At 63.2% G+C, this 24298-nt stretch carries 26 protein-coding genes; 15 read left to right on the top strand and 11 right to left on the bottom strand.

Annotated elements, in window-relative coordinates; translation table 11 throughout:
- Positions 1 to 74: 74 nt before the first annotated feature.
- From IVB46_RS17965 to IVB46_RS17950, 4 genes are all read right to left on the bottom strand, one after another.
- A complete protein-coding gene (locus tag IVB46_RS17965) occupies positions 75 to 332 on the bottom strand; it encodes a DUF3297 family protein (protein WP_015684132.1) in 258 nt (85 codons plus the stop codon).
- Positions 329 to 805 carry a glutathione peroxidase gene (locus IVB46_RS17960; protein ID WP_085405205.1) on the bottom strand — a complete coding sequence of 159 codons (477 nt, stop codon included), beginning with the start codon at positions 803 to 805 and terminating at the stop codon, positions 329 to 331. The genes IVB46_RS17965 and IVB46_RS17960 overlap by 4 nt, the downstream gene beginning before the upstream one ends.
- 2 nt (positions 806 to 807) lie before the next feature.
- Positions 808 to 2208: an amidase family protein gene (locus tag IVB46_RS17955; protein ID WP_247304319.1), complete on the bottom strand. Its 1401-nt coding sequence runs from the start codon at positions 2206 to 2208 to the stop codon at positions 808 to 810.
- 211 nt (positions 2209 to 2419) lie between these two features.
- The gene (locus IVB46_RS17950) at positions 2420 to 2677 is read right to left on the bottom strand and encodes a hypothetical protein (RefSeq protein WP_063981427.1); all 258 of its coding nucleotides are present in this window, start codon (positions 2675 to 2677) and stop codon (positions 2420 to 2422) included.
- A 248-nt stretch (positions 2678 to 2925) separates the two neighbouring features.
- Here IVB46_RS17950 and pqqA point away from each other — a divergent pair, with 248 nt between their 5' ends.
- From pqqA to IVB46_RS17900, 10 genes are all read left to right on the top strand, one after another.
- A complete protein-coding gene (gene pqqA / locus IVB46_RS17945) occupies positions 2926 to 3006 on the top strand; it encodes a pyrroloquinoline quinone precursor peptide PqqA (RefSeq protein ID WP_007595659.1) in 81 nt (26 codons plus the stop codon).
- 124 nt (positions 3007 to 3130) lie between these two features.
- Positions 3131 to 4060: a pyrroloquinoline quinone biosynthesis protein PqqB gene (gene pqqB / locus IVB46_RS17940; protein ID WP_247304321.1), complete on the top strand. Its 930-nt coding sequence runs from the start codon at positions 3131 to 3133 to the stop codon at positions 4058 to 4060.
- The gene (pqqC, locus tag IVB46_RS17935) at positions 4057 to 4836 is read left to right on the top strand and encodes a pyrroloquinoline-quinone synthase PqqC (protein ID WP_063981425.1); all 780 of its coding nucleotides are present in this window, start codon (positions 4057 to 4059) and stop codon (positions 4834 to 4836) included. The genes pqqB and pqqC overlap by 4 nt, the downstream gene beginning before the upstream one ends.
- 12 nt (positions 4837 to 4848) lie before the next feature.
- A complete protein-coding gene (gene pqqD / locus IVB46_RS17930) occupies positions 4849 to 5160 on the top strand; it encodes a pyrroloquinoline quinone biosynthesis peptide chaperone PqqD (RefSeq protein ID WP_247304323.1) in 312 nt (103 codons plus the stop codon).
- Positions 5157 to 6350: a pyrroloquinoline quinone biosynthesis protein PqqE gene (pqqE, locus tag IVB46_RS17925; RefSeq protein WP_247304325.1), complete on the top strand. Its 1194-nt coding sequence runs from the start codon at positions 5157 to 5159 to the stop codon at positions 6348 to 6350. The genes pqqD and pqqE overlap by 4 nt, the downstream gene beginning before the upstream one ends.
- Positions 6340 to 7326: a prolyl aminopeptidase gene (gene pip, locus IVB46_RS17920; RefSeq protein ID WP_247304326.1), complete on the top strand. Its 987-nt coding sequence runs from the start codon at positions 6340 to 6342 to the stop codon at positions 7324 to 7326. The genes pqqE and pip overlap by 11 nt, the downstream gene beginning before the upstream one ends.
- A gap of 143 nt (positions 7327 to 7469) precedes the next feature.
- Positions 7470 to 8147, top strand: a complete 678-nt coding sequence (locus tag IVB46_RS17915) for a DUF4286 family protein (protein WP_135214843.1) — start codon at positions 7470 to 7472, stop codon at positions 8145 to 8147.
- Positions 8148 to 8382: 235 nt separating this feature from the next.
- A complete protein-coding gene (locus IVB46_RS17910; RefSeq protein WP_247304328.1) occupies positions 8383 to 10182 on the top strand; it encodes an FAD-dependent oxidoreductase in 1800 nt (599 codons plus the stop codon).
- Entirely contained in the window at positions 10152 to 11999 is a 1848-nt protein-coding gene (locus IVB46_RS17905; protein ID WP_071910167.1) for a 2-oxoacid:acceptor oxidoreductase subunit alpha, read from the top strand. The genes IVB46_RS17910 and IVB46_RS17905 overlap by 31 nt, the downstream gene beginning before the upstream one ends.
- Positions 11996 to 13051: a 2-oxoacid:ferredoxin oxidoreductase subunit beta gene (locus IVB46_RS17900; protein WP_063981419.1), complete on the top strand. Its 1056-nt coding sequence runs from the start codon at positions 11996 to 11998 to the stop codon at positions 13049 to 13051. The genes IVB46_RS17905 and IVB46_RS17900 overlap by 4 nt, the downstream gene beginning before the upstream one ends.
- Here the strand turns inward: IVB46_RS17900 and IVB46_RS17895 are convergent, their stop codons facing one another.
- The 3 genes from IVB46_RS17895 to IVB46_RS17885 all read right to left on the bottom strand — a co-directional run bounded on the left by IVB46_RS17895 (position 13052) and on the right by IVB46_RS17885 (position 15964).
- Complete coding sequence (locus IVB46_RS17895) at positions 13052 to 13498, bottom strand: DUF4399 domain-containing protein (RefSeq protein WP_063981418.1); 447 nt, start codon at positions 13496 to 13498, stop codon at positions 13052 to 13054.
- A gap of 17 nt (positions 13499 to 13515) precedes the next feature.
- Positions 13516 to 15117 (bottom strand): SUMF1/EgtB/PvdO family nonheme iron enzyme, encoded by a 1602-nt coding sequence (locus IVB46_RS17890; protein ID WP_247304339.1) that lies wholly within the window; start codon positions 15115 to 15117, stop codon positions 13516 to 13518.
- A 262-nt stretch (positions 15118 to 15379) separates the two neighbouring features.
- Positions 15380 to 15964, bottom strand: coding sequence for an STM3941 family protein (locus tag IVB46_RS17885; RefSeq protein ID WP_208088408.1), 585 nt, complete (start codon positions 15962 to 15964; stop codon positions 15380 to 15382).
- Positions 15965 to 16190: 226 nt separating this feature from the next.
- Here IVB46_RS17885 and IVB46_RS17880 point away from each other — a divergent pair, with 226 nt between their 5' ends.
- The 5 genes from IVB46_RS17880 to IVB46_RS17860 all read left to right on the top strand — a co-directional run bounded on the left by IVB46_RS17880 (position 16191) and on the right by IVB46_RS17860 (position 18170).
- Positions 16191 to 16625, top strand: coding sequence for a DsrE family protein (locus IVB46_RS17880; RefSeq protein ID WP_247304802.1), 435 nt, complete (start codon positions 16191 to 16193; stop codon positions 16623 to 16625).
- Between the two features lie 87 nt (positions 16626 to 16712).
- Positions 16713 to 17036 (top strand): metalloregulator ArsR/SmtB family transcription factor, encoded by a 324-nt coding sequence (locus IVB46_RS17875; protein ID WP_028147048.1) that lies wholly within the window; start codon positions 16713 to 16715, stop codon positions 17034 to 17036.
- On the top strand, positions 17033 to 17464 hold the full coding sequence (locus IVB46_RS17870; protein ID WP_247304341.1) for an SRPBCC domain-containing protein: 432 nt from the start codon (positions 17033 to 17035) through the stop codon (positions 17462 to 17464). The genes IVB46_RS17875 and IVB46_RS17870 overlap by 4 nt, the downstream gene beginning before the upstream one ends.
- 44 nt (positions 17465 to 17508) lie before the next feature.
- Positions 17509 to 17727, top strand: coding sequence for a hypothetical protein (locus IVB46_RS17865; protein ID WP_247304343.1), 219 nt, complete (start codon positions 17509 to 17511; stop codon positions 17725 to 17727).
- A gap of 2 nt (positions 17728 to 17729) precedes the next feature.
- Entirely contained in the window at positions 17730 to 18170 is a 441-nt protein-coding gene (locus IVB46_RS17860) for a DUF1801 domain-containing protein (RefSeq protein WP_247304345.1), read from the top strand.
- Positions 18171 to 18401: 231 nt separating this feature from the next.
- Here IVB46_RS17860 and IVB46_RS17855 read toward each other — a convergent pair whose 3' ends face one another.
- The 4 genes from IVB46_RS17855 to IVB46_RS17840 form a co-directional block, all read right to left on the bottom strand.
- Positions 18402 to 19937, bottom strand: coding sequence for a SpoVR family protein (locus tag IVB46_RS17855; RefSeq protein ID WP_231143274.1), 1536 nt, complete (start codon positions 19935 to 19937; stop codon positions 18402 to 18404).
- On the bottom strand, positions 19934 to 21211 hold the full coding sequence (locus IVB46_RS17850) for a YeaH/YhbH family protein (protein WP_208089552.1): 1278 nt from the start codon (positions 21209 to 21211) through the stop codon (positions 19934 to 19936). The genes IVB46_RS17855 and IVB46_RS17850 overlap by 4 nt, the downstream gene beginning before the upstream one ends.
- A 28-nt stretch (positions 21212 to 21239) precedes the next feature.
- Positions 21240 to 23183, bottom strand: coding sequence for a PrkA family serine protein kinase (locus tag IVB46_RS17845; protein ID WP_063981411.1), 1944 nt, complete (start codon positions 23181 to 23183; stop codon positions 21240 to 21242).
- Between the two features lie 299 nt (positions 23184 to 23482).
- Positions 23483 to 24145: an STM3941 family protein gene (locus IVB46_RS17840; protein ID WP_247304346.1), complete on the bottom strand. Its 663-nt coding sequence runs from the start codon at positions 24143 to 24145 to the stop codon at positions 23483 to 23485.
- Between the last annotated feature and the right edge of the window lie 153 nt (positions 24146 to 24298).

Raw genomic sequence — 24298 nt, 5'->3', positions numbered from 1 at the left:
TGCCACCGCGGAAAGACCCTGGATTGCTTCGTCGCTGCGCTCCTCGCAATGACGAGGACAGAGTATGCGAGCGCTTATTTCTTATCCCTGAAATACGGCTCGACCGGACCATGCACCTTGATGGTCAGCGGATTGCCGTGGCGGTCCTTGGCGTTGCCGGCGGTGACGCGGACCCAGCCTTCGCTGATGCAGTACTCCTCGACATTGGTCTTCTCGACACCCTTGAAGCGGATACCGACGTCGCGCGAGAGAATATCCGCGTTGTAATAGGGGCTGTTCGGGTCGACCGACAGGCGGTCCGGAAATTCGTCGCTCATGATTGTCTCGCTCATAACAGGGTCTCGATTTGATTCCGCAGTCCTTCCGGCCGTGCGGTCGGCGCGTAGCGCGCGATCACCTTGCCGGCACGGTCCACGAGGAATTTGGTGAAATTCCATTTGATGGAGGCGCCCAGCAGGCCGGATTGCTGGCGTTTCAGGTAGTCATACAGAGGGTGCGCGTGGGCGCCGTTGACGTCGATCTTCTCGAACAGGGGAAAGGTGACGTCGTAGTTGGTGGAGCAGAAGGCCTGGATCTCGCTCGCCGGCCCCGGCTCCTGCGCACCGAACTGGTTGCAGGGAAAGCCGAGCACCGAGAAGCCGCGCGGCGAGAGGTCGCGATAGAGATCCTCGAGCCCGCGATATTGCGGCGTGAAGCCGCATTTGCTCGCGGTGTTGACGATCAAGAGCACCTGCCCTTCGAAACGGCGCATGGGCACCTCCTCGCCGAGAAGCGAGTTGGCCTTGAAGTCGTAGATCACAGACATCGCTAACCCACGGGATCGATCGGCGACGGCGGCACGCCGCCCGCCTCGATCGCTTCGCCCGCGAGCAGACACAGATCCTCGCGATAGCGGCCGGACACGATGTGCACGCCGACAGGCGCCTTGCCGACCAGACCGGTGGAGACCACGAGGCCCGGCAGTCCCATGAACGGGGTCGCGATTTGCGGCATCTGCGCCTCCCAGACGCGCTCGAAGGACTCACTGTCCTTGCGGTCGAGATGATCCGGGAACGGCAACTCGCCGGACACCGGCGTGAGCACCACGGCATATTTTTCGAAGAACAGCATCCAGTCGCGGGTCAGCGTGGCGCGTCGCGTGAGCGCCTTGGCGTAGTCCGCCTGGTCCATCGGCGTGACCTTGGCGCGATTGCCCCGCAGGCAGGCCAGCGCACCGGGATCGCCTTCGCGCTCAGCCATCTCCAGCTGCGCCTCATAGCCGTCGCCAAGCCAGAGTTTTCTCTGCCACTCGACCGCCTCGCGCATCGGCGGCGTGTTCTCGATGACCTCGACAGTCCAGCCGGCACGCTCCAGCCGCTTGCCGGCGTCAGTCACGGCGGCCTTCACCTCCGGTTTGGTCGCAAGGCCGTCCGGATTGAGGCAGAGCGCGGCGCGCTTTGGCCGCGCGGGGCCCTCCAGCGGCGCCGGCACGAACCAGGGGTCGCGGATGTCGCGGGCTGACATGGCTTCGAGCGAGATCCTGAGATCGTTGACCGTGCGCGCCAGCGGGCCCGACACGGCCATGATCTGCGGCCCGATCGGACGCTCCGGCAGCGCCGGGTTGAAGGCGGGGATGCGGCCGAGCGTCGGGCGCAGGCCGTGCACGCCGCAGGCATAGGCGGGATAGCGGATCGAGCCGGCGATATCGGTGCCGTGGGCGATATGGCCGATGCCGGCCGCGACCGCCGAGCCGGCGCCGCCGGACGAGCCGCCCGGGGTCAGGGAGGCATCGCGGGGGTTCTTGGTGTCGCCATGGACCAGATTGGTGGTGAACCAGCGATAGGAGAAGGCCGGGCAATTGGTGCGGCCAAGGAGAATGGCGCCCGCTTTGCGGAAATTGGCGACCACCGGATTATCCTCGCGCGCGATCAGGTCGCGCTGGAGTTTCAGGCCGTTGGTGGTGGCAAAGCCTTCCTGGTCGACATTGGCCTTGATGGTGACGGGCACGCCGGCGAGCACACCGGGATCGTCTCCCCTGGCGATGGCGGCATCGACGGCATCAGCCTGCTTGAGCACGTCCTCCGGCCGGTGGTCGATCACCGCGTTGAGCTGGGGATTGACGGCGTCCAGGCGGGCCAGACCGGCCTTGGCCGCCTCCCTGGCGGAGACCTTTTTGGATTTGACGAGGGTGGCGAGGTCGGCGGCCGACAGGCGCCAGAGATCTTGCATGGCTTGCTCCGTTTAACCGGCGTCTTTTAGCGCCGGGAACGCGGCAAAGCCATGCGGATTTCGCGGGGAGCAAGAGCGGGTTTGGCGTCGGGGTGGCGCCTCATTCTCCGTCATTGCGAGCGCAGCGAAGCAATCCAGAATCCCTCCGCGGAGACAGTCTGGATTGCTTCGTCGCAAGGGCTCCTAGCAATGACCGGGGAGAGCGGGGGCCTCAATGCCTGGTCGCGGACTGATCCGGGATGTCCAGCAGGGCCTCGGTGAAGGGGAATTCGAGCACGATCTCCCCGTCGTCGTCGGTCACCTCGATGACGGCCTCCATGAGCGCCGGCTGGGCGCCCTCCGACTTCACCACCTCCAGGATCATCTGGCGGGCGACCTCCCAGGCGCGATCGGGGTTACGCAGGTCCTCTCCGTCGGGATCCACGATCAATTCGTCGCCGATGCGGGTGTTGAAGAAGTATCTGGGCATCACGAGGGTCCAAATTGGGAGGCCTGTACCGGATTGAAAGCTGCACTGCACTCACAACTGCTTTATCAGGACAGGGTTCGCGACCGAATGCGCCACGCGCAAGGCAGCATCACGGGAAGTGATGTTCCACCATCATTTTCGCGGCGCAACATGGCTTTCTCGGGAAGATTTCACTAGCGAAGTTTTCTGCTCGCATTACTTTAACCGTTGGGCGGATACGTCCGAATTCGTGAAAATGGAGAGCCAAAATGGCTTGGAAAGCCCCGAAGATCGTCGAAGTGCCCTGTGGCATGGAAATCAACATGTATGTGAGCGCCACCCGCAAGTAAGCGGTTGGTGGTTTCTGCGCAGGTGGATCTTTCGGTCACGATCGGTTTCCGGAAGACACGAACTTTGTCGGCGTCCGTGTCGGCCTGAGATCCACCTCGCGACGTTCCCTCCAGGAGACGTATTATGCTTCGCGTCGTCGTCCTGGGCGCCGGGGCCGGCGGCGGAGTCCCGCAATGGAATTGCGGGTGCGAGGGCTGCCGGGCGGCCCGTGAAAACGGCCAGGAGCTTCAGAGAACCCAGGCCTCGGTCGCGTTCAGTGGCGATGGCGAGCACTGGTTCCTGATCAACGCATCCCCCGACCTTCGCGAGCAATTGAACGCCACGCCGCAGCTGCATCCCAAGGCCGGCGCGCTGCGCCATACGCCTGTTGCAGGCGTGATCCTGACCAACAGCGAGGTGGATGCGGTCGCGGGTCTGCTGTCGATGCGCGAGGGCTCACCCTTCACGGTCTATGCGCATCAGAAGGTGCTGGCGATCCTGAAGAGCAACAGCATCTTCAACGTGCTGAACGAGAAAAACGTACAGCGCCAGCCGGTTTCCATCCACGAGCCGTTCGAGCCGCGGCTACCTGATGGCACGCGCTCAGGGATAGAGGTGCTGCCCTTCGCCGTGCCCGGCAAGTCGGCCTGGTATCTGGAAGGTAAGGCGCATCCCGGCGGCGAGACCGGCGACGGCGATACGCTGGGACTCAAGATCACGGACAAATCAACCGGCAAGTGCTTCTACTTCATCGCCGCCTGCGCCGAGGTGACCGATGCGCTCAAGGCCGAGATCGATGGCGCAGCACTGGTGTTCTTTGACGGCACGGTCTGGCAGGATGACGAGATGATCAAGGCCGGGCTCGGCCACAAGACCGGCAAGAGCATGGGCCATGTCGCGATGTCCGGTCACGATGGCGCGATCGCGCGCCTCGCCGACCTCACTCTCGACAGGAAGATGTTTCTGCATATCAATAACTCGAATCCGGCGCTGCTGCCCGATACGCCGGAGCGTAAAGCGCTCGAGGCCGCGGGCTGGCGGATACCCGCCGACGGAACGGAGATCGTGCTGTGAATGCCGCGTCACTGACTGGAATGACCGCGCTCTCTGTTGGCAAGGACATCAGGCTCAACTCGGCCGAGGAGCTTGAGGCGACGCTGCGCCATATCGGGGCGACGCGCTATCACAGCCTGCATCCGTTCCATAAGCTCTTGCACGGCGGCAAACTGAACAAGGGCCAGGTGCAGGCCTGGGCGCTCAACCGCTACTATTACCAGAGCACGATCCCGATCAAGGACGCCGTGGTGATCTCGCGCTTCCGCGACCGCGCCACGCGGCTGGAATGGCGCCACCGCATCGAGGACCATGACGGCGACGTCGGCTCCGAGGGCGGCATCGAGCGCTGGCTGAAGCTGACCGAAGGCCTCGGTCTCGACACGGCCTATGTGGAATCGACCGAAGGCATCCTGCCGGCGACGCGCTTCGCGGTCGAAGCCTACGTCCATTACTGCCGCGAGAAGAGCCCGCTGGAGGCGATCGCCTCTTCGCTCACCGAATTGTTCGCGCCGAACCTTCACGAGGAGCGCATCTCCGGCATGCTGGAGCACTACGACTTCGTCAACCCCGACATCATGAGCTACTTCAAGCGGCGGCTGGCGCAGGCGCCGCGCGATGCCGGCTTCGCGCTCGACTACGTCAAGGCGCATGCCACGACGCCGGAGCAGCGCGCCTCCGTCTGCAACGCGCTGATCTTCAAGACCAACGTGCTGTGGGTGCAGCTGGACGCACTCCAGCACGCCTATGTCGAGGGCCACATTCCGCCGGGCGCGTTCGTGCCTAAGGCGAGCTGAGGGACAAGCGCAATGGCCGGGCCGCGGAACATCAGCGTCAGCGAGGCAAGCCGCCCGGTGCTGCCGCGGCATGCCAAGCTGAAATATGACGAGACGCGCAAGGTCTGGGTGATCCTGGCGCCGGAACGGGTGCTGGCGCCCGACGAGATCGCGGTCGAGGTCTTGCAGCTCTGCGATGGCGAGCGCAATGTCGGCAACGTCGCCGACCAGCTGGCCGCGAAATACGCCGCGCCGCGCGAAGCGATCCTGGCCGACGTCATCGTCATGCTCCAGGATCTCGCCGACAAGGGCTTCCTCACCGAGGCCCGGGAGAAGACGTCATGAGCGACCTGCTCGGCAATCTTCCGCCCGACATCAGCGACAGCCTCGCGGTGCTGGAGAAGCAACGCTCGACAGCGGAGACGTTCGGCATTCCGCTCGCCGTATTGCTCGAGATCACGCATCGCTGCCCGCTGCAATGCCCCTATTGCTCCAATCCCGTCGAGCTCGACCGCTCCGGCAAGGAGCTGACCACCGAGGAGTGGAAGAAGGTCTTGAGCGAGCTCGCCGAGATCGGCGTGCTTCAGGTCCATTTCTCCGGCGGCGAGCCGACGGCGCGGAAAGACCTCGTCGAGCTGGTCAAGCATGCCAGCGACGTCGGCCTCTACACCAATCTGATCACCTCGGCCGTGCTGCTGACGCGCGAGCGGCTCAGCGAGCTGGCCGATGCCGGGCTCTGTCACGTGCAGATCAGTTTCCAGGGCGTTGAAGAAGGTCTCGCCGACCGCGTCGCCGGTTACAAGAACGGACACCGCAAGAAGCTCGAAGTGGCGAAATGGACCCGCGAGCTCGATCTGCCGCTCACCGTGAACGCGGTGATGCACCGGCAGAACCTGCATCAGCTCCCCGATATCATTCAGATGTCGATTGATCTCGATGCCGACCGGCTCGAAGTCGCCAATGTCCAATATTACGGCTGGGCGCTGAAGAACCGCGCCGCGCTGATGCCGACCGTGGCGCAGCTCGACGAATGCACCCGCCTCGTCGAGGAGGCGCGCGAGCGGCTGAAGGGCACACTCGCCATCGACTATGTCGTTCCCGATTATTACGCGCTGCGGCCGAAGAAATGCATGGGCGGCTGGGGCCGCCAGTTCTTCAACATCTCGCCCGCCGGCAAGGTGCTGCCCTGCCACGCCGCCGAGAGCATCACCGGGCTCGAGTTCGAGTCGGTGCGCTCCAACCATTCGATCGCCTGGATCTGGCAGAACTCGGATGCCTTCAACCGCTATCGCGGCACCGGCTGGATGAAGGAGCCGTGCAAGACCTGCGAATTCCGCGAGATCGATTTCGGCGGCTGCCGGTGCCAGGCCTTTGCGCTGACGGGCGATGCCGCCAACACCGATCCCGCCTGCGCGCTGTCGCCGCTGCACGAGACCATCTTCAAGCAGGCCGAGCGCGAGGCCGAGGGCGAGACCAACCGCTTCCTCTATCGCAATTTCGCCGGCGGCACTCTGGAATCCGGGAATGATGCCTGACGCCGACGCGGCCGCAGCGGCCAAACGCGCCGATCCCTTTGCGCCGCTGACCTCCGACATGCTCGACGTCGGCGACGGCCACGAGCTCTATGTCGAGAGCGTCGGCCGCGCCGATGGCATTCCCGCAGTCTACCTGCATGGCGGGCCCGGCTCTGGCTGCCAGCCCGACCATCGCAAGCTGTTCGATCCCGAACGCTTCTGCGCGGTGCTGTTCGACCAGCGCGGCTGCGGCCGCAGCCGGCCCAAGGGATCGCGCGAAAACAACACGACGGCGCATCTGATCGCGGACATGGAGAAGATCCGCGAGAAATTTGGCTTCGACCGCTGGATGGTGGTCGGCGGCTCCTGGGGCGCGACGCTGGCCTTGGCTTATGCGCAGGCCCATCCCGCGCGCGTCTCCGGCATTGCGCTCCGCGCAACCTTCCTGGGCACCCGCGCCGAGGTCGAAACCGCCTTCACATCGCGCCTGTCGCAATTCTATCCAGCGCTCTACGAGGATTTTCTCAGCGTGCTGCCGCCCGATGAGCGCGCACACCCGGTGGACGCCTATTGGCGCCGCATCCTCGAAGCCGATCCGGCCGTGCATGGTCCCGCCGCGCGGGCCTGGCACGACACCGAGCGCGTCTTGTCTGAGCACAAGGCGGCCAAGACGCGGCTGGACCTCGCATCGCTGAACGTGTGGCGCACGCTGCCGGCGACGCCGTTCATGGAGGCGCATTATTTCGTCCACGACAGCTTCATGACGGACGACCAGCTGTTGCGGAACGCCGGCAAGCTCGCTGGCATTCCCGGCATCATCGTGCAGGGCCGCTACGATCTGTTGTGCCCTCCTGAGACATCCGAGCGGCTTGCGAAAGTTTGGCCGGGTTCCGAGATTCGGATCGTGGAAGAAGCCGGACATTCGCTCTATGATGCCGGCGTGCGGGACGCGGTCATGAAGTCGATCGCCGATCTCGCGTCGAAAGCCGCGCGCTAGATCGATCTCCTCATCCTGAGGAGCGCTCCAAAAGGAGCGCGTCTCGAAGGATAAGGCCCGGATCTAGCAGCGGGGCCTTCATGGTTCGAGACGCCACTTCGTGGCTCCTCGCCATGAGGGTCTGAATGGGAAGGACAAGAACAATGCCGCTCGCCGGGCAAGGCATGCTGCTGACGTCGATGAACATCGACGTTCCAGATGAGGCCGATTTCAACCGCTGGTACGATCGCGAGCATCTGGAAGAGCGCGTCGCGATCGAGGGTTTCCTGGAGGCGCGGCGCTATGTCGCGCATGCCGCCAATCCCAAATATCTCTCGCTGTACTCGACCGCGACGCTCGACGTGCTCGACAGTCCCGCCTACCGGGCCCGCCTCGCCAACCAGACCGAATGGTCGCGGCGGACTATGGCGCATTTCAAGAACATGCTGCGCGTCGTCGCGCGCATCACCATCAGCAAGGGCACCGGTCGCGGCGCAGCGCTCGGGCTGGTGCGGCTGCGGCCGAGCGCCGACAATGCCGGGACATGGCGTGATGCACTGCACGAAAAGCTGACGCCCGGTGAGCGCGAGGGCATCATCTCGATGCATCTGCTCGAAAGCGAGCCGGAATTGTCGGGCGCGACCGCCGACATTCCAGCGGTGCGCAATGAGGGCGCGCGCGACTGGTTCGTGCTGATCGACGGCACGCATGTCGGCGCGGTCTCCGCGGTCATTGCCGAACGCTTCACCGGCCCCGCCGCATCGCCCTTCCCGCTTCCCGTCTCCGTCGGCACTTACAGCCTGATGTGGGATCTCGCGAAGAGCGATATCGCGCCCGGCTAGCGGCCATCCGCAACGCAACATATTGCACCGCACGCATCTTGCGCGCGGCCGTTAATGCTGAGCGCGCGCAGCACCTATGAAAGCAGGTGATCGCGCAAATTTGCCGTTGTACTTCGGAACGGTTCTAATAAGCTAACCCAATGACGTCATTCATAAACCAGATCGACGCGCATTAGCGTTCGCCAAGCTCAAGAAAAGGCCGCCGGGTCTTTGGGCCTGTGCGGACAGGGTAGGAATGAAACCGACCGACATCGCGGCCCCCGACTACTTTCACAAAGTGGTCGATTGCCAGTGGGCCTGTCCTGCACACACCCCGGTTCCCGAATACATCCGACTGATCGCACAAGGCCGCTACAGCGACGCCTACATGATCAATTGGAAATCGAACGTGTTCCCAGGAATTCTGGGACGCACCTGTGATCGTCCATGCGAGCCGGCGTGCCGGCGCGGGCGCGTCGAGGAGACGCCGGTGGCGATCTGCCGCCTCAAGCGCGTCGCCGCCGATTTCAAGGACGACATCAGGCAGCGCCTGCCGCGTCCCTCGTCGAAGAACGGCAAGCGCGTTGCGTTCGTCGGCGGTGGCCCCGCCTCGCTGACGGTGGCGCGCGATCTTGCCCCGCTCGGCTATCACTGCACCGTGTTCGACGGCGATCCCGAAGCCGGCGGCATGATGCGCACGCAAATCCCGAAATTCCGCCTGCCCAATTCGGTCATTGACGAGGAGACCGGCTACATCCTCGATCTCGGCGTCGAATTCAAAGGCGGCCACCGCATCGAGAGCATGAAGGCGCTGCTCGCGGAGAAATACGACGCGATCTTCGTCGGCTCCGGCGCACCGCGCGGACGCGAGCTCGACGTTCCGGGCCGGAAGGAAGCTGCCGCCAACATCCATATCGGCATCGATTGGCTGTCTTCGGTGTCATTCGGCCATATCGACAAGATCGGCAAGCGCGTGATCGTGCTCGGCGGCGGCAACACCGCGATGGATTGCTGCCGCACCGCGCGCCGCCTCGGCGGCGCAGACGTGAAAGTCATTGTGCGCTCCGGCTTCGAGGAGATGAAGGCCTCGCCCTGGGAGAAGGAAGACGCGATCCACGAGGACATTCCGATCCTCAACTACATGGTGCCGGTGGCATTCAAGCATGTCGCCGGCAAGCTCATCGGCGTCACCTTCCAGCACGTCAAAGCCGAATACGACGCCAAAGGCCGCCGCAATCTGGTGCCTTCGGGCGACCCCGATCAAACCATTCCCTGCGACGACGTGCTGGTCGCGGTCGGCCAGGAGAACGCCTTCCCCTGGATCGAGCAGGATTGCGGCATCGAGTTCGACAAATGGCACATGCCCAAGGTCGATCCGAAGACCTTCGTCTCGACCAATCCGAAAGTGTTCTTCGGCGGCGACGCCGCGTTCGGCCCGAAGAACATCATCTGGGCCGTGGCGCAGGGCCACGACGCCGCGCTGTCGATCCACAAGATGCTCTCGGGCGATGACATCACCGAACGGCCGCTGCCGGAGGTGCAAATCTCCTCGCAGAAGATGGGCATCCACGAATGGAGCTATGACAACGACATCTCCAACGACAAGCGCTTCAAGGTTCCGCATCGCGACAAGGTGATTGCGCTGAAGGACATCCGAACCGAGGTCGAGCTCGGCTACGACGTCAAGCTGGCGCTGGGCGAAGCCGAGCGCTGCCTGAACTGCGACGTCCAGACCGTGTTCTCGACCTCGCTCTGCATCGAGTGCGACGCCTGCGTCGATATCTGCCCGATGGACTGCATCACCTTCACTGATAATGGCGAGGAAAGCGACCTACGCCAGCGCCTGAAGGCGCCCTCGCCACATCCCGACCAGGACCTTTACGTCTCCAGCGACCTCAAGACCGGGCGCGTGATGGTCAAGGACGAGGACGTCTGCCTGCATTGCGGGCTGTGCGCCGAGCGCTGTCCCACCGGAGCCTGGGACATGCAGAAATATTTCATCGAGATGACTTACGCAGGTTCGACATGTCCGACAAAAAGCCGCTCAGCAGCGTAAACGACTTCGTCGTCCGCTTCGCCAACGTCAACGGCTCGGGCTCGGCCAGCGCCAACGAGATGTTCGCGCGCGCGATCCTGCGTCACGGCGTTCCGGTCTCCCCCCGCAACATCTTCCCCTCCAACATCCAGGGCCTGCCGACCTGGTACGAGGTGCGGGTGACGGAAGACGGCCATCTCGGCGCCCGTGGCGGCGTCGACATGATGGTGGCGATGAACCCGCAGACCTGGGACAAGGACATCGCCGGCATCGAGCCCGGCGGCTATCTGTTCTACGATTCCACCAAGCCGATGCCGTCGACCAAATTCCGCGACGACATCACTGTGATCGGCGTGCCGCTCACCGCGATCACCAACTCGACCTACACCGATCCGCGCCAGCGCCAGCTGTTCAAGAACATCATCTATCTGGGCAGCCTCTCGGCGCTGCTCGACATGGACCCGAAGCTGATCGAACAGCTGATCGGCGAGCAGTACAAGGGCAAGGAGAAGCTGCTCTCCTCCAACGTCCATGCGCTGCATCTCGGCCGCGACTGGGCGCTGCAGAATTTGAAATGCCCGATCGGGCTGCGGGTGAAGAAAACCGACAAGGTCGGCGACCGCATCTTCATCGAGGGCAACAGCGCCGCCGCGCTCGGCGCGGTCTATGGCGGCGCCACCGTGTGCGCCTGGTATCCGATCACACCGTCCTCGTCGGTGGCGGAGGCTTTCACCGCCCACTGCAAGAAGTACCGGCACGACCCTGAGACCGGCAAGGCGAAATACGCGATCGTGCAGGGCGAGGACGAGCTGGCTTCGATCGGTATCGTCATTGGCGCCTCCTGGAACGGCGCCCGCGCCTTCACCGCGACCTCCGGCCCCGGCATCTCCTTGATGACCGAGTTCATCGGCCTCTCCTATTTCGCGGAGATCCCGGCCGTGATCATGAACATCCAGCGCGCCGGTCCCTCGACCGGCATGCCGACCCGCACCCAGCAATGCGACATCATCGCCTGCGCCTATGCTTCGCATGGCGACACCAAGCACGTGCTGCTGTTCCCGGAAGATCCGGCTGAGGCCTTCGAGTTCGCGGCGGCCGCATTCGATCTTGCCGAACGGCTCCAGACCACGATCTTCCTGATGCTCGACCTCGACATCGGGATGAACCACCGTCTTTGCCGCCCGCTGAAGTGGGACGACGCGAAACAGTATGACCGCGGCAAGGTGATGACCACGGAGATGCTGGAGGAAGGCCGCGACTTCGGCCGCTATCTCGACGTCGACGGCGACGGCATTCCCTACCGCACCTATCCCGGCACACATCCGACCAAGGGCTCCTATTTCACCCGCGGCACCTCGCGCGACCGCTATGCGCGTTACTCCGAGGAAGGCTCGGTCTATGCCGACAACATGCAGCGTCTGGTGCGCAAGTTCGAGACCGCGCAGGACCTGGTCCCGCGCCCGCTCCAGGCCAACGCGGAACGACCGACCAAATATGGCGTGATCTATTTCGGCTCGACCTCGCCCGCGATGGACGAGGCGATCGGCCTGCTGGAGGCGCGCGGGCATCAGCTCGACCGCCTGCGCATCCGCGCTTTCCCGTTCCACTCGAGCGTGGCGAGCTTCCTCGCCGAGCACGACTTCGTCTACGTGGTCGAGCAGAACCGCGACGCCCAGCTCCGCCAGCTCATCGTCAACGAGAACGGCATCGACCCGGTGCGCCTCGTGCCGATCGTACATTATGACGGCACCCCGATCACCGCCCGCTACATCGCAAAAGCCATTGGCGACCACCAGGATCACCTCAAGGTGACCCCGCTCCGCAAGGCCGTGTCATGACCTATATTGCCAAGCCGAAGTTCCATCATCCGGGCCTCAAGAAGAACGAGCTCGGCTACACGCACCGCGACTACGAGGGCAAGATCTCGACCCTGTGCGCCGGCTGCGGCCACGACTCGATCACGGCCTCGATCATCGAAGCCTGCTACGAGCTCTCGATCGAACCGCATCGGGTCGCGAAGATTTCGGGCATCGGGTGCTCGTCGAAGACGCCGGACTATTTCCTCGGCAACTCGCACGGCTTCAACTCCGTGCACGGCCGCATGCCGTCGGTCTTGACCGGCGCCAACCTCGCCAACCGCGATTTGATCTATCTCGGCGTCTCCGGCGACGGCGATTCCGCCTCGATCGGCTTCGGCCAGTTCGCGCATTCGATCCGGCGCGGCGTCAACATGACCTATATCGTCGAGAACAACGGCGTCTACGGCCTGACCAAGGGCCAGTTCTCGGCGACCGCCGACCGCGGCTCGAAGTCCAAGAAAGGCGTGACCAACACCGACAACGCGATCGACCTCGTCGCGATCGCGCTGCAGCTAGGGGCCACCTTCGTCGCGCGCTCGTTCTCCGGCGACAAGAGCCAGCTGGTGCCGCTGATCGCGGCCGCGATCGGCCACAAGGGCGCATCCTTCATCGACGTCATCAGCCCCTGCATCGCCTTCAACAACCACGCCGGATCGACCAAGAGCTTCGACTATGTGCGGGAGCACAATGACGCCGTGAACCGGCTCGACGTGCTGGTCGGCCGCGATCCCATCGCCGTCGAGTATGCGCCGGGAACGGTGCAGGTGGTCGAGCAGCACGACGGCAGCAAGATCGCGCTGCGCAAGATCGACGCGGATTACGACCCGCACGACCGCCTCGGCGCCCAGACCTTCCTCCAGAAGCACGCCGCCAAGGGCCAGATCGTCACCGGTCTGCTCTACGTCGATCCCGATGCGGAAGACCTGCACACGCATCTCAACACGGTCGAGACGCCGCTCAATACGCTGGAGGCGGACACGCTGTGCCCGGGCTCGGCTGCGCTGGACAAGTTCAACGCCAGCCTGCGGTGATCATCGACCGCGCTCGACCGGCTGCCTGACACGTATGGTGATCTTCTCCGATACGACAGGCGGCTCGAACGGATAGTGCTTCGCGTCGCCCAGCACCAGTTGCAGCGTGTGCATCCCGGGTGGAAGTTCGAGCAGGGTTTCGGTCTGCCCCGCCCCGAAGTGCAGATGCGACTTGTCCTGCGGGATCGGCTCCTTGGGATCGATGGGATCGTTGACGTCGACCAGCAAATGATGATGGCCGGCGTTCTGGTACTCGTCGCCGGCGTGCGTCACGCCCATATTGCGCAAGCCGAACCGGACCCAGAACCCGCCCCGAACCTTCTGCCCGTCACGCGGGGTGATAAAATAAAGCTTGGCATCCTTGGGAGCGGTCTTGCCCTGCGGATAGGCGACGCCTGGAAGCAATGCGAGCGCCGCCGCCAAGGCGGCGCAACGAATGATCTGCATCGAAATGACTCCACCACTTAAGGACTTAGCGCAACGCGGAATCCATGCGTCGGATAACGAACATTGGTATCGTAGCCATCGCGGTTGGACGGCCTCACATATCTCGAATCGTTCTTCCATGAACCCGAGCGCAGGACATGCGACGAGCAGTCCCCGCCGGTCCATGCCGAGCCGTCACCGGGTGCGCCCTGATAGGTCCTGCGCCAGCAGTCCTCGACCCACTGATCGACACCGCCACCCATGTCGTGGAGGCCGAACGGGTTCGGCTTGAAGCTGCCGACCTTCGCCGGCTGCTCGGCCGCGAGGTCACCGCAATCCTTGCATCCCGCCATGCCCGGCTGGAGCTTGTCGCCCCACCAATATTTCGTCTGCGTCCCGCCGCGCGCGGCGTATTCCCATTCGGCTTCGCTCGGAAGCCGATACGACTTCTTCGTGGTCCGCGCGAGCCAGGCCGCATATTGCTGCGCGTCGGTCCAACTCACATTGGTGATCGGCGCATCGTCCTTGCCGATGGCGGTGAAGCCGCACGCCTTTGCAGCCGCGCATTCGTTCCATTCCTGCACGGTCACCGGAAATTTGCCGATCGAGAACGGCTTGACCGTGACCTGGTGGACGGGACGTTCGGTCGGATCGTCATTGCTTCCCATCGCGAAGCTGCCGCCGCGAATGGCGATCATCTCGGGTTCGCGGAGCGGCGTGGCCGATGGGCTTGGTGCTGGACTTGACGTCGAAGCACTTGACGTCGAAGCACTTGGCGCCGGAGCACTCGACGCTGAAGCACTTGGCGCCGGAGCGGGCGATGGAGATGATGCCGCCAATGAAGGAGACGGCTGCGGCGTTTGTGTCGCGGCTTCTCGCGGTGGAGGTTGCGGGCTCGGCGATGCGACCGGAGCAACAGTCGGCGCGGCGGCCTGCTCCCTCACCCTGCCCGACGGCTGCGCCAGCAGATACCACAGCACGCCGGAAGCGATCACGAGGAGCGTGACGCCGAGAAGGAAGATCAGGGTATTCTCGCGCCGGCCTCGCGTCCTCCCGACCGCATCTGCATCCGGCAGCACGCGATAGACGCGCACCGGATCGGTGATGTTCTTGACCTTGCGGTCGCCGAGCGACTCATAGCCGCACACCACCTTGTGTTTGATCTGCTCGTAGATCGCGCCGGAGATGTAGACCTGACCGGGCTCGGCGATACCCTCGATGCGCGTGGCGATGTTGACGCCGTCGCCGTAGACGTCGTCCGGCTCCACGATGACGTCACCGAGATTGACGCCGATCCGATATTCGATCCGGGAGTCCTTCGGAAGCGAAGCGTTGCGCCCGACGAGATTCTGCTGAATGACGATGCTGCAGCGAACGGCCTCAACCGGACTGTCGAAGATCGCGATGAAGCCGTCTCCCGTCGTCTTCACCAACGTTCCATGGTGTTCGACGATGCTGGGCTCGATGAGATCCCGCTCGATCCGCTTGACGCGAACATGCGTGCCTTCCTCGTCGGCCTGCATCAAGCGGCTGTAGGAAGCGATGTCACCGACGATGATTGCGGCGAGACGACGAGGCATCGAGCCGTGTGGAGGCGGCTCGTCATGATTTCCGGATCTGAAGTTACGAATCTCGCCCATTGCGGGGAACTCCACAAACGCGGGTGAGCTTACGACATCGAATTTCAGCTGTCTGTGAAGACTATCACATTGATGATCCGCGACAATCTCGCAGAAATCAGCGGCGCCGAGTTCCCGGGCGGAATCGCGGCAAGGATTGAACCTTCGCGGACCGACAGTGGACTAAGGCTCGCGCGACCACCCGGCAGCGCAGCCTATGCCTGCTTCGACCGCCGCTGCGATGCGCGGCATCTTACCCGATGCAGGCGAATCCTCGCCCGCTTCAGCTGACAGCCTCGGGCTCCGGTTCAGGCTCCGGCACGGAGTGGTCCGAAGGGGCCGGTCGTCCGGCACCCCAATATTGCTTGCAGGTCTCGAGCAATGTCTTGACGTCCATGGTCAGGCCGCCCGCATTGACGATCACGCTGTCAGCGCCAAGCGTCTTGTTCATCAGCGACAAGGCACGCCTCAGGAAGCCCCCGGAGAATCGCCCGGCGACAAGGGGATCGAGCTTGAGCACCACGAACTTCTGCAGGCGCTGCTCCCAGATCTGTATCTTCCGCACGGAGCTCCAGGCGATGGTCTCGTCGGCGAGCCTGAGGTCGCGAATGCCGACACGGCTGATGAAGACGACCGGCGACCTGGCCGAGATCAACCTCCAGAGCATCCTGAAGGTGGCGAGGCCGAAAAACACCGCACCGACATAGCAGGCGGCGACCTCGAACGTGGTGATGTTCTTGCCTTGCTGCCACATGAATGCGAGCGCAGCGCAGAGCAGCGTCAGCAGCAGACCGGCGCCGAAAAACACCAGCAGCCGTCCCCGGGAATAGCCGATCGTAATGTTGGGCAAGTTCTGACCTACGGACATGTTCGACCGCCACCAGCCTTTTGCAGCAACCCTGGGTTTACGAACGCCCCTTCTCCCGAGTTATTAGGACTGGAACCTTGCGCGAGGCTGCCCACGGGAATGCAAGGCATCGGCACTTGAACGCGCGGCGTTCGGCTTGCGACTAACCGCCAGTCGGCTCTCACCCCCCTCCGATGCGGCCGTCAACAGTTCACGCGCCCGGTGCGATCATGAAAACCGCCGGAGCATCTTGTGGAGCGCCGTCTCGGCCCTGGGCGCGGCGCTTGGCGGCTCCAGCGCGAAGGCCGCGACGGAAGCCGGCACGGGCAACAAACTCAAGGTCGTCTATCACCTCAGCGACGCCGAGAAGGTCAATTTCGTGCTCGGCAACATCCAGAACCACATTGACGGCGTCGGCGGTCCCCAACACGTCACCATCGCGCTGGTGATTCACGGGCCGGCGCTGAAGGCGTTTCACCGGGCGCAGGCCAACCCCGACGTCGGCAAGCGCGTCGGCGATTTCTCCAAGGACGGTGTGGAACTCGCGGCGTGCGCCAACACCATGAAGGCGCAGAACGTCGCGCTGACGGGTTTGCTGCCGGGCTTCGTCAGCGCGGAGAAAGGCGGCGTGGTCCGTTTGGCCGAACTCCAGTCGCAGGGTTATCTCTATTTGCGGCCTTAGGTGCCGAAGTCTTCCAATCTCGGGCTTGACTTATCCATAACTCTACGGTTATGGGTCTATCCATAACTTATAGGTTATGGATTTCACATGTCCGCCGCGCACGATCTTCTGTTCAGGACGCTCGCCGATCCGACCCGGAGGGCGATCTTCGAGCGGCTGTGCCGGGAGGGCGAGCAGACGGTCGGGGCACTGACCGCGACGTCAGGCGTTTCCCAGCCGGCGGTCTCAAAACATCTCGGCGCGTTGAAGCAGGCCGGGCTGGTGCGCGACCGCCATGCAGGACGCCAGACCCATTACAGCGCGCAGCCCGGCGCGCTGAATCCGCTGATCGACTGGACCGGCCAGATGGCCGGCTTCTGGCAGAACCGGCTCGATGCTCTCGACGATCTCCTGAAGAGGATGGACCAATGACCGAAGCTGCCGCCGAGATGCGCTCCGTGGTGATCGAGCGCGAATTTGCCTTTCCGGCCGAGCGGATCTGGCGCGCGCTGACGCAGCCGCATCTGATCGAGGAATGGCTGATGAAGAACGACTTCAAGCCGGTCGTCGGTCATCGCTTCAATCTTCGCGGCGAATGGGGCGGCGTGCTGGACTGCGAGGTGCTCACCCTCGAGCCGCAGCGCGCGCTCGCCTATACCTGGAATTTCTCGCATGAGGACGCGGCGTTCGATCTGAAAAGCGTGGTGACCTTCACGCTGACACCGACGAACGCGGGCACGCATCTGCGCGTCGAGCAGGCGGGCTTCAGCCCGACCCAGAAGCAGGCCTATGGCGGCGCGCATGCCGGCTGGAAGCAGTTTTTCGCAAGGCTGGACGAGGTGCTGGCGCGGGCTGACTAGGTCCGTCGCCGGCCTTCATTCGATCATCCCAAGAGGAGGTTTCATTGACCGGGAATATGTGGGTTCGACAAATCCATCGCTGGCTGTCCATCGCTTTCACGCTCGCCGTGATCGCGAACATTGTTGCCTTGACGCTGCAAATCCAGGCCACGTGGATCGGGCTGCTGGCATTCGTCCCGCTGATTCCGTTGCTCGCGACCGGGCTCTACATGTTCGCGCTGCCCTATGTCGACCGCCGCAGCGGCGCGCGGAAAGAGGCGTGATCATGAAGAAGGCTGTGACCGCGAAGACAAGCAGCGCGACCAAGACGGACGGCGCTTCGCCTTCCAGGCTGATCGACGGGAGGATCAAGGAGCTCGGCGACTGGCGCGGCGAGATGCTGGGGCGCATCCGCGGCCTGATCAAGCAGGCCGATCCTGAGGTCGTCGAGGAATGGAAATGGCGGGGCGTTCCCGTGTGGGAGCACGACGGCATCATCTGCACCGGCGAGACCTACAAAGCCGTCGTGAAGTTGACCTTTGCCAAGGGCGCGGCGCTGGACGACCCGGCCGGCCTGTTCAATTCCAGCCTCGAGGGAAACGTGCGCCGCGCGATCGACATTCGCGAAGGCGAAAAGATCAACGAGAAGGCGTTGAAGGCGCTCATTCGCACGGCGGTGGAGCTGAATGGGTCCAAGAAGAAGCCGGCGAAGAAGCGATCGACTTAGACCACGTCAAGTCGATGCAAATTCCTGGTGACGGCCAGAGCAAGCGCCTCGTCCTTCGAGACGACCGCTCCGCGGTCTCCTCACGATGAGGCTAACCAGAATCGCTGTCTGTCGACATAGCTCCCGCACACTCCGTCCTCATCCTGAGGGCCCGCCAGAGGCGGGCGTCTCGAAGGATGGGCCGCGGGCGAGCTATCCGCCACGTCGATGTTCTAGCAGCTACCAGCCGTCTCAGGCCGCCGCCGGGATCGGGCGCGGGCTTACGACATATTCGCGCAGGACCTTGTCGTTGGCATCGACCTCGATCAGTGAGACGTCGTAAGTCCAGAGATCGGCGAGGTGCTGGAGCACGCGCTTGGCGTCGGTCTCGTTGAGCTGCGAGCCCTTGATGACGTGGTGATGCAGGATCAGCCGGCGGTCGCCGGAGAGATCGACGTCGACCACTTCGATATTGGCGTCGATGAAGCCGACATCATGCTGCCGCGCCAGCTCGCGCCGCACCCGGCGGAAGCCGCGATCGTCGTGGATGGCATCGACCCGGATGCCGGCGCGCTCCTCGGGATCGTCGTGCAGGTGGAACATGCGGAAGTGCCGCATCAGCTTCGGGCTCAGGAACTGCGCGATGAAGCTTTCGTCACGGTAGTTGGCCCAGACGTCCCGCAGCACGCCCATCACGTCGTTCTTGCCGGCAATGTCGGGGAACCACTCGCGGTCCTCGTCCTCCGGCCTGGTGACGATGCGCTCGATGTCCTGCATCACGGCAAAACCGAGCGCATAGGGATTGAAGCCGGAGAAGCGCGGATCGTCGAATTCGGGCTGGAACACCACGTTGGTGTGCGACTGCAGGAATTCGAGGAAGTTGCCGTCGGAGATGCGGCCCTGCTGATGCAGCTTGGTCATGATGCGATAGTGGACGTAGGTCGCGGTCCCCTCGTTCATCACCTTGGTCTGGCTCTGCGGATAGAAATATTGCGCGATGTGGCGGACGATGCGCAAAAGCTCGCGCTGCCAGGGCGCCAGCCGCGGCGCGCTCTTCTCCAGGAAGTAGAGCAGGTTTTCCTGCGGCAGGCCGAGCAGCTTGCGGCGGCGTTCGATGCTGAGCGCGGAGCGGGTCTTCGACGCCCCCTTCGGCACGGTGCGCCAGAGGTCGTTGAAGACCTCCTCCTCGTGCTGACGGCGGCGCCCCGCCCGCTTTTCCTCGGCGCGCAGATCCAGCTTCTTCTTGCCGGGATAGCGGTCGATGCCATGCGACATCAGCGCATGCGCGGCATCCAGGGTGCGCTCGACCTCGACGCGGCCGTAGCGCTCCTCGCAGGTCATGACGTAGTTCTTGGCAAAGTCGAGATAGTCCAGAATGCCGTCGGCGTCGGTCCACTGCTTGAACAGATAGTTGTTCTTGAAGAAATGGTTGTGGCCGAAGGCGGCGTGGGCGATCACCAGCGTCTGCATCGTCGCCGTGTTCTCCTCCATCAGATAGGAGATGCAGGGCGAGGAGTTGATCACGATCTCATAGGCAAGCCCCATCAGGCCCTTGCGATACGAGGCCTCATGGAACGCGAAGTGCTTGCCGAACGACCAGTGCTTGTAGAACAGCGGCATGCCGACGGACGAGTAGGCATCCAGCATCTGCTCGGCGGTGATGACCTCGATCTGGTTCGGATAGACGTCGAGCCCGAGATCCTTCGTCGCCACCTCCTCGCAGGCATCGGTGATGCGCTGCAACGTGCGGAAATCCCAATCGGCGCCTTCGAACAAGCGTTCCGTCATGGAGCGGCTTTCTCCTGGGAAGTTTCGCGGCGCTGGAACAGATCGTGGAACACCGGGAAGATCTCGCTGCGCTCGCTGACCTTGCGCATCGAGAGCGGTGCGCCGCTGTTGCGCAGGCGGTCGTAGAGGGTCCAGAGCGAGGAGTCGGAGAGATCGAAGGCGCTGCCGCCGGACTCCCCGACCTCGAGATAGGCAAAGAACTGGCAGACCGGCAGGATCTTGTCGGTCAGCAGCATGCCCGTGAGCTCGCCGTCGGAATAGGAATTGTCGCCGTCGGAGGCTTGCGCGGCGTAGATGTTCCAGTCCGCCGGATTGAAACGCTCGCGCACGATCTCGTGCATGGCGTGCAGCGCGCTGGAGACCAGCGTGCCGCCCGAGGCCGGACCGTAGAAGAAGGTCTGCTCGTCCACCTCCTCGGCGCGGTCGGTGTGGCGGATGAAGACGATCTCGACATGCTTGTAGCGCCGCTTCAGGAACACGTAGAGCAGCATGTAGAAGCGCTTGGCGAGATCCTTCATGTGCTCGGACATCGAGCCGGAGACGTCCATCAGGCAGAACATCACCGCCTGCGCCACCGGCCGCGGCACCTTCTCGTAGCGGCGGTAGCGGATATCGAGCGGATCGACGAAGGGAATGCGCTTGGTCCTCGCCTTCAGCCTTTCGAGCTCGGCGAGCAGCACCACACGCTCGTCCTCGTCGGTGCATGCCGCGATCGCGGCTTCCAGCTCCTCGATCTCCTCCTTGCGGGGACGCTTGAGCGCGATGCGGCGCGCCAGCGCGAGCTTCACCGTTCGGCTGACCGAGATGTTGGCGGGCGAGCCGGACGTGGTGTAGCCGGCGCGCTGGATGCCCTCGCTCTCGGTCTGCGCGATCTTGCGCTTGGCAAGATCCGGCAGCTCGAGGTCGTCGAGGAACAGATCCACGAACTCGTCGCGGGAGAGGACGAAGCGGAACGCGTCCTCGCTGTCGCCTTCGCCGGGACCGGAATCCTTGGCGCTGCCCTGGCCGGATCGCTGGAGGTAATCGCCCTCGATGAACTTCTTGTTCCCGGGCAACACCATGTCGCGCGTTCCGCCTTCACGGCGGAAACGCGGCTCGTGCATGCCGTCGAGCGGTATCGTGACCTCACCACCCTCCAGGACGTCCTTGATGTCGCGTTCCTGCGAGGTCTTCTTGACGGCGCCCTGCACCAGGGATTTGGCCCGACGCAAGAACCGCTGCCGGTTCTCAAGACTCTTGCCGCCTGGATTCAGGCGCCTGTCAATAATGTGAATGGGCACTTTTCCATCCGCTCCATCCGCCTCAACCGGCCTGCTTCACACGCATGTACCATTCGACGAGCCGGCGAACCTGACGCTCGGTGTAGCCGCGCTCCACCATGCGTGCGACGAACTCGCCGTGCTTCTTCTCCGTCTCGCCGTCCTTCTTCGACCCGAAGGAGATGACCGGAAGCAGGTCCTCGACCTGCGAGAATATCCGCTTTTCGATCACGTCGCGAATCTTCTCGTAGGAAATCCAGGTTGGATTCTTGCCTCCGTTCTGGGCCCGCGACCGTAACGAGAATTTGACCACCTCGTTGCGGAAGTCCTTCGGGTTGGCGATACCCGCCGGCTTCTCGATTTTGGTCAGTTCCTGGTTCAAAAGCTCGCGATCGAGCAGCTGGCCGGTGTCGGCATCCTTGAAGTCCTGATCCTCGATCCAGGCATCGGCGTAGTCGACGTAGCGGTCGAACAGATTCTGGCCGTAATCCGAGTAGGATTCGAGATAGGCCTTCTGGATCTCGTTGCCGATGAACTCGGCGTAGCGCGGCGCCAGGTCCGCCTTGATGAATTCGAGATAGCGCTTCTCGACTTCCTCGGGGAGCTGCTCGCGGCGGATCGACTGCTCCAGCGCGTACATCAGATGCACGGCGTCGGCGGCGACTTCCTGCGGATCGTGGTTGAAGGTCGCAGCCAGGATCTTGAAGGCGAAGCGGGTGGAGACGCCGTCCATGCCCTCGTCGACGCCGGCGGCATCGCGATATTCCTGGACGCTCCGTGCCTTCGGATCGGATTCCTTCAGGCTCTCGCCGTCATAGACCCGCATCTTGCCGAACAGCGTGGAGTTCTCGTGCTTGCGCAGGCGCGACATCACCGAGAACCGCGCCAACGTCTCCAGGGTCGAGGGTGCGCACGGCGCGGCCGCCAGCTCCGAGCCCTGGATCAGCTTTTCGTAGATCTTCTGCTCTTCGGTGGCCCGGAGGCAGTACGGCACCTTGATCACGCAGATGCGGTCGATGAAGGCCTCGTTGTTCTTGTTGGCCTTGAAGCTCGACCACTCGGCTTCGTTCGAGTGCGCGAGGATCACGCCGGTGAAGGGGATCGCGCCGATATTCTCGGTGCCGATGTAGTTGCCCTCCTGCGTTGCGGTGAGCAGCGGGTGCAGCATCTTGATCGGCGCCTTGAACATCTCGACGAATTCAAGGATGCCCTGGTTGGCGCGGTTGAGGCCGCCCGAATAGCTGTAGGCGTCGGGATCGTTCTGCGCGTAGGTCTCGAGCTTGCGGATATCGACCTTGCCGACCAGCGAGGAGATGTCCTGGTTGTTCTCGTCACCAGGCTCGGTCTTGGAGACCGCGATCTGGCGCAGCCGCGACGGCTGGATTTTTGCGACTCTGAACTGAGAAATGTCACCGCCGAAGGCTTCCAGCCGCTTGTAGCACCACGGGCTCATCAGGCCGGTGAGGCGACGGCGCGGAATGCCGTACTTCTCTTCGAGCATCGGTCCGAGATGATCGGGATCGAACAGACTGAGCGGGCTTTCAAACACCGGGCTCAATTCATCGCCGGCTTTGAGCACGTAGATCGGCTGCACTTCCATCAGCGACTTGAGCCGCTCGGCGAGCGAGGATTTGCCGCCGCCGACCGGGCCGAGCAGATAGAGGATCTGCTTGCGCTCTTCGAGCCCCTGCGCCGCGTGACGGAAGAAACCGACGATGCGCTCGATGGTTTCTTCCATGCCGTAGAAGCCGGCGAAGGCCGGATAGGTCCGGATGGTGCGGTTCAAAAAAATACGGCCAAGGCGTGGGTCCTTGGCCGTGTCAATCGTCTGAGGCTCACCGATCGCTGCTAGCAATCGTTCGGCCGCGTTCGCGTATTTCATGGGATCGCTTCGACACGATTCCAGATATTCCGCCATCGACATGTCGTGTTGGCTTCTCGCCTCGAACGACTTAGCGAAAGCGTTGAATAGAGAATCGTTATACATGATCCCTCTCCGCGTGAGTTCCGCCACAAGCTGAAACGAAAGCAGTTACCGGACCGTTCCTCAGGCCATTTCGAATCAGCGTGAGCACATGACGATCATTGGACACCCTGGTGCCAACACGACGCAACGCACAACGTAGGCACTCGTTGAGTTACGAACAGGCACATGCCTGTAATTTGTGCGAATCTGTATCTATCTTCGCTCATTTCCAGAAAATGTCACTTGGTCGCAACATCCGGGCATTACCGGGGATGAGCCCATCCGGCACTGCAACATGGAGCGATCTGCGAGCGGCAATCTTATGACGCTTGTACGGCGAAGCCTTGCGTGCCGCGTTCATCTTCCTGCTGCAATGCGGTGCGCTCAGCGCTCGCAGCATGACAATCGCGGCAAGCGCGCAGCAGTGTGTCAAAATCGGTCGCCAAACCCTCGGAGCGGATGACAATCCGTTCATTCTGCCGTTCATTCTGCGCACCGGGCACCAAGGTGCTGATGGTGCAGAGCTGCCGCTGCAAGGCTGGCGTCAGCGTCAGCACGATCGCCTTGTGGCCGCGGCCTTCCTCAGCCGAAATCTCTGCAATCGAGTCCCACAGCAGAAATTCGTTGCCGATGCGGAGGTCGCGGATGCCATAAGGGGTGACGATCACCACCGGTCCCCGCTCGGCGGGCAGCAGCCAGATCAGCCGGCCGGTCACCAGGCCGAACAGCACGACGCCGGCATAGCCGACCGTCGTATCGTAGTCGCCCAGACCGTCCCACCAGTCGAAGGCTAGGGTCGCACTGAACAGGGTCATTGCGAAACCCGCCGCGACCAGCAGCCGCAGCTGGGTCGTACATGGGCTGATTTCGAGATCGTGGGTCGCATCGATGCACGCGGCCGGTGCGAGCGATTGCGGGCTGTCGGCAACAGCGAGCGTCAGGCGGTCATGATGTGCGTGCATGCTTTTCCCCAGCATGGCCATTCGCGGCCGAGCGACGATCTATCAGGCGGACCGTAATCCGCTGATGACACTCCATGCAGACTGGGCTGACGAGACGAAGCGGCTACGTTGGTAACGAGCCCTTGGCCATTGTTCCGGCCGACGACTTTTTACGCAACACGGCTACTTCCGCCT

It is taken from the genome of Bradyrhizobium sp. 61, from assembly GCF_023073075.1.
GTDB classification, from domain to species: Bacteria; Pseudomonadota; Alphaproteobacteria; order Rhizobiales; family Xanthobacteraceae; genus Bradyrhizobium; species Bradyrhizobium barranii.
Note: the sequence above shows the minus strand (reverse complement) of the source record. Positions and strands in the feature narration are given on the sequence as shown.

Excerpts from the sequence above, each read along its gene's own strand:
- IVB46_RS17965 (WP_015684132.1), bottom strand. The coding sequence starts at position 332 with ATGAGCGAGACAATCATGAGCGACGAATTTCCGGACCGCCTGTCGGTC.
- IVB46_RS17960 (WP_085405205.1), bottom strand. The coding sequence starts at position 805 with ATGTCTGTGATCTACGACTTCAAGGCCAACTCGCTTCTCGGCGAGGAG.
- IVB46_RS17955 (WP_247304319.1), bottom strand. The coding sequence starts at position 2,208 with ATGCAAGATCTCTGGCGCCTGTCGGCCGCCGACCTCGCCACCCTCGTC.
- IVB46_RS17950 (WP_063981427.1), bottom strand. The coding sequence starts at position 2,677 with ATGCCCAGATACTTCTTCAACACCCGCATCGGCGACGAATTGATCGTG.
- pqqA (WP_007595659.1), top strand. The coding sequence starts at position 2,926 with ATGGCTTGGAAAGCCCCGAAGATCGTCGAAGTGCCCTGTGGCATGGAA.
- pqqB (WP_247304321.1), top strand. The coding sequence starts at position 3,131 with ATGCTTCGCGTCGTCGTCCTGGGCGCCGGGGCCGGCGGCGGAGTCCCG.
- pqqD (WP_247304323.1), top strand. The coding sequence starts at position 4,849 with ATGGCCGGGCCGCGGAACATCAGCGTCAGCGAGGCAAGCCGCCCGGTG.
- pqqE (WP_247304325.1), top strand. The coding sequence starts at position 5,157 with ATGAGCGACCTGCTCGGCAATCTTCCGCCCGACATCAGCGACAGCCTC.
- pip (WP_247304326.1), top strand. The coding sequence starts at position 6,340 with ATGATGCCTGACGCCGACGCGGCCGCAGCGGCCAAACGCGCCGATCCC.
- IVB46_RS17915 (WP_135214843.1), top strand. The coding sequence starts at position 7,470 with ATGCCGCTCGCCGGGCAAGGCATGCTGCTGACGTCGATGAACATCGAC.
- IVB46_RS17910 (WP_247304328.1), top strand. The coding sequence starts at position 8,383 with ATGAAACCGACCGACATCGCGGCCCCCGACTACTTTCACAAAGTGGTC.
- IVB46_RS17905 (WP_071910167.1), top strand. The coding sequence starts at position 10,152 with ATGTCCGACAAAAAGCCGCTCAGCAGCGTAAACGACTTCGTCGTCCGC.
- IVB46_RS17900 (WP_063981419.1), top strand. The coding sequence starts at position 11,996 with ATGACCTATATTGCCAAGCCGAAGTTCCATCATCCGGGCCTCAAGAAG.
- IVB46_RS17895 (WP_063981418.1), bottom strand. The coding sequence starts at position 13,498 with ATGCAGATCATTCGTTGCGCCGCCTTGGCGGCGGCGCTCGCATTGCTT.
- IVB46_RS17890 (WP_247304339.1), bottom strand. The coding sequence starts at position 15,117 with ATGGGCGAGATTCGTAACTTCAGATCCGGAAATCATGACGAGCCGCCT.
- IVB46_RS17885 (WP_208088408.1), bottom strand. The coding sequence starts at position 15,964 with ATGTCCGTAGGTCAGAACTTGCCCAACATTACGATCGGCTATTCCCGG.
- IVB46_RS17875 (WP_028147048.1), top strand. The coding sequence starts at position 16,713 with ATGTCCGCCGCGCACGATCTTCTGTTCAGGACGCTCGCCGATCCGACC.
- IVB46_RS17870 (WP_247304341.1), top strand. The coding sequence starts at position 17,033 with ATGACCGAAGCTGCCGCCGAGATGCGCTCCGTGGTGATCGAGCGCGAA.
- IVB46_RS17860 (WP_247304345.1), top strand. The coding sequence starts at position 17,730 with ATGAAGAAGGCTGTGACCGCGAAGACAAGCAGCGCGACCAAGACGGAC.
- IVB46_RS17855 (WP_231143274.1), bottom strand. The coding sequence starts at position 19,937 with ATGACGGAACGCTTGTTCGAAGGCGCCGATTGGGATTTCCGCACGTTG.
- IVB46_RS17845 (WP_063981411.1), bottom strand. The coding sequence starts at position 23,183 with ATGTATAACGATTCTCTATTCAACGCTTTCGCTAAGTCGTTCGAGGCG.
- IVB46_RS17840 (WP_247304346.1), bottom strand. The coding sequence starts at position 24,145 with ATGGCCATGCTGGGGAAAAGCATGCACGCACATCATGACCGCCTGACG.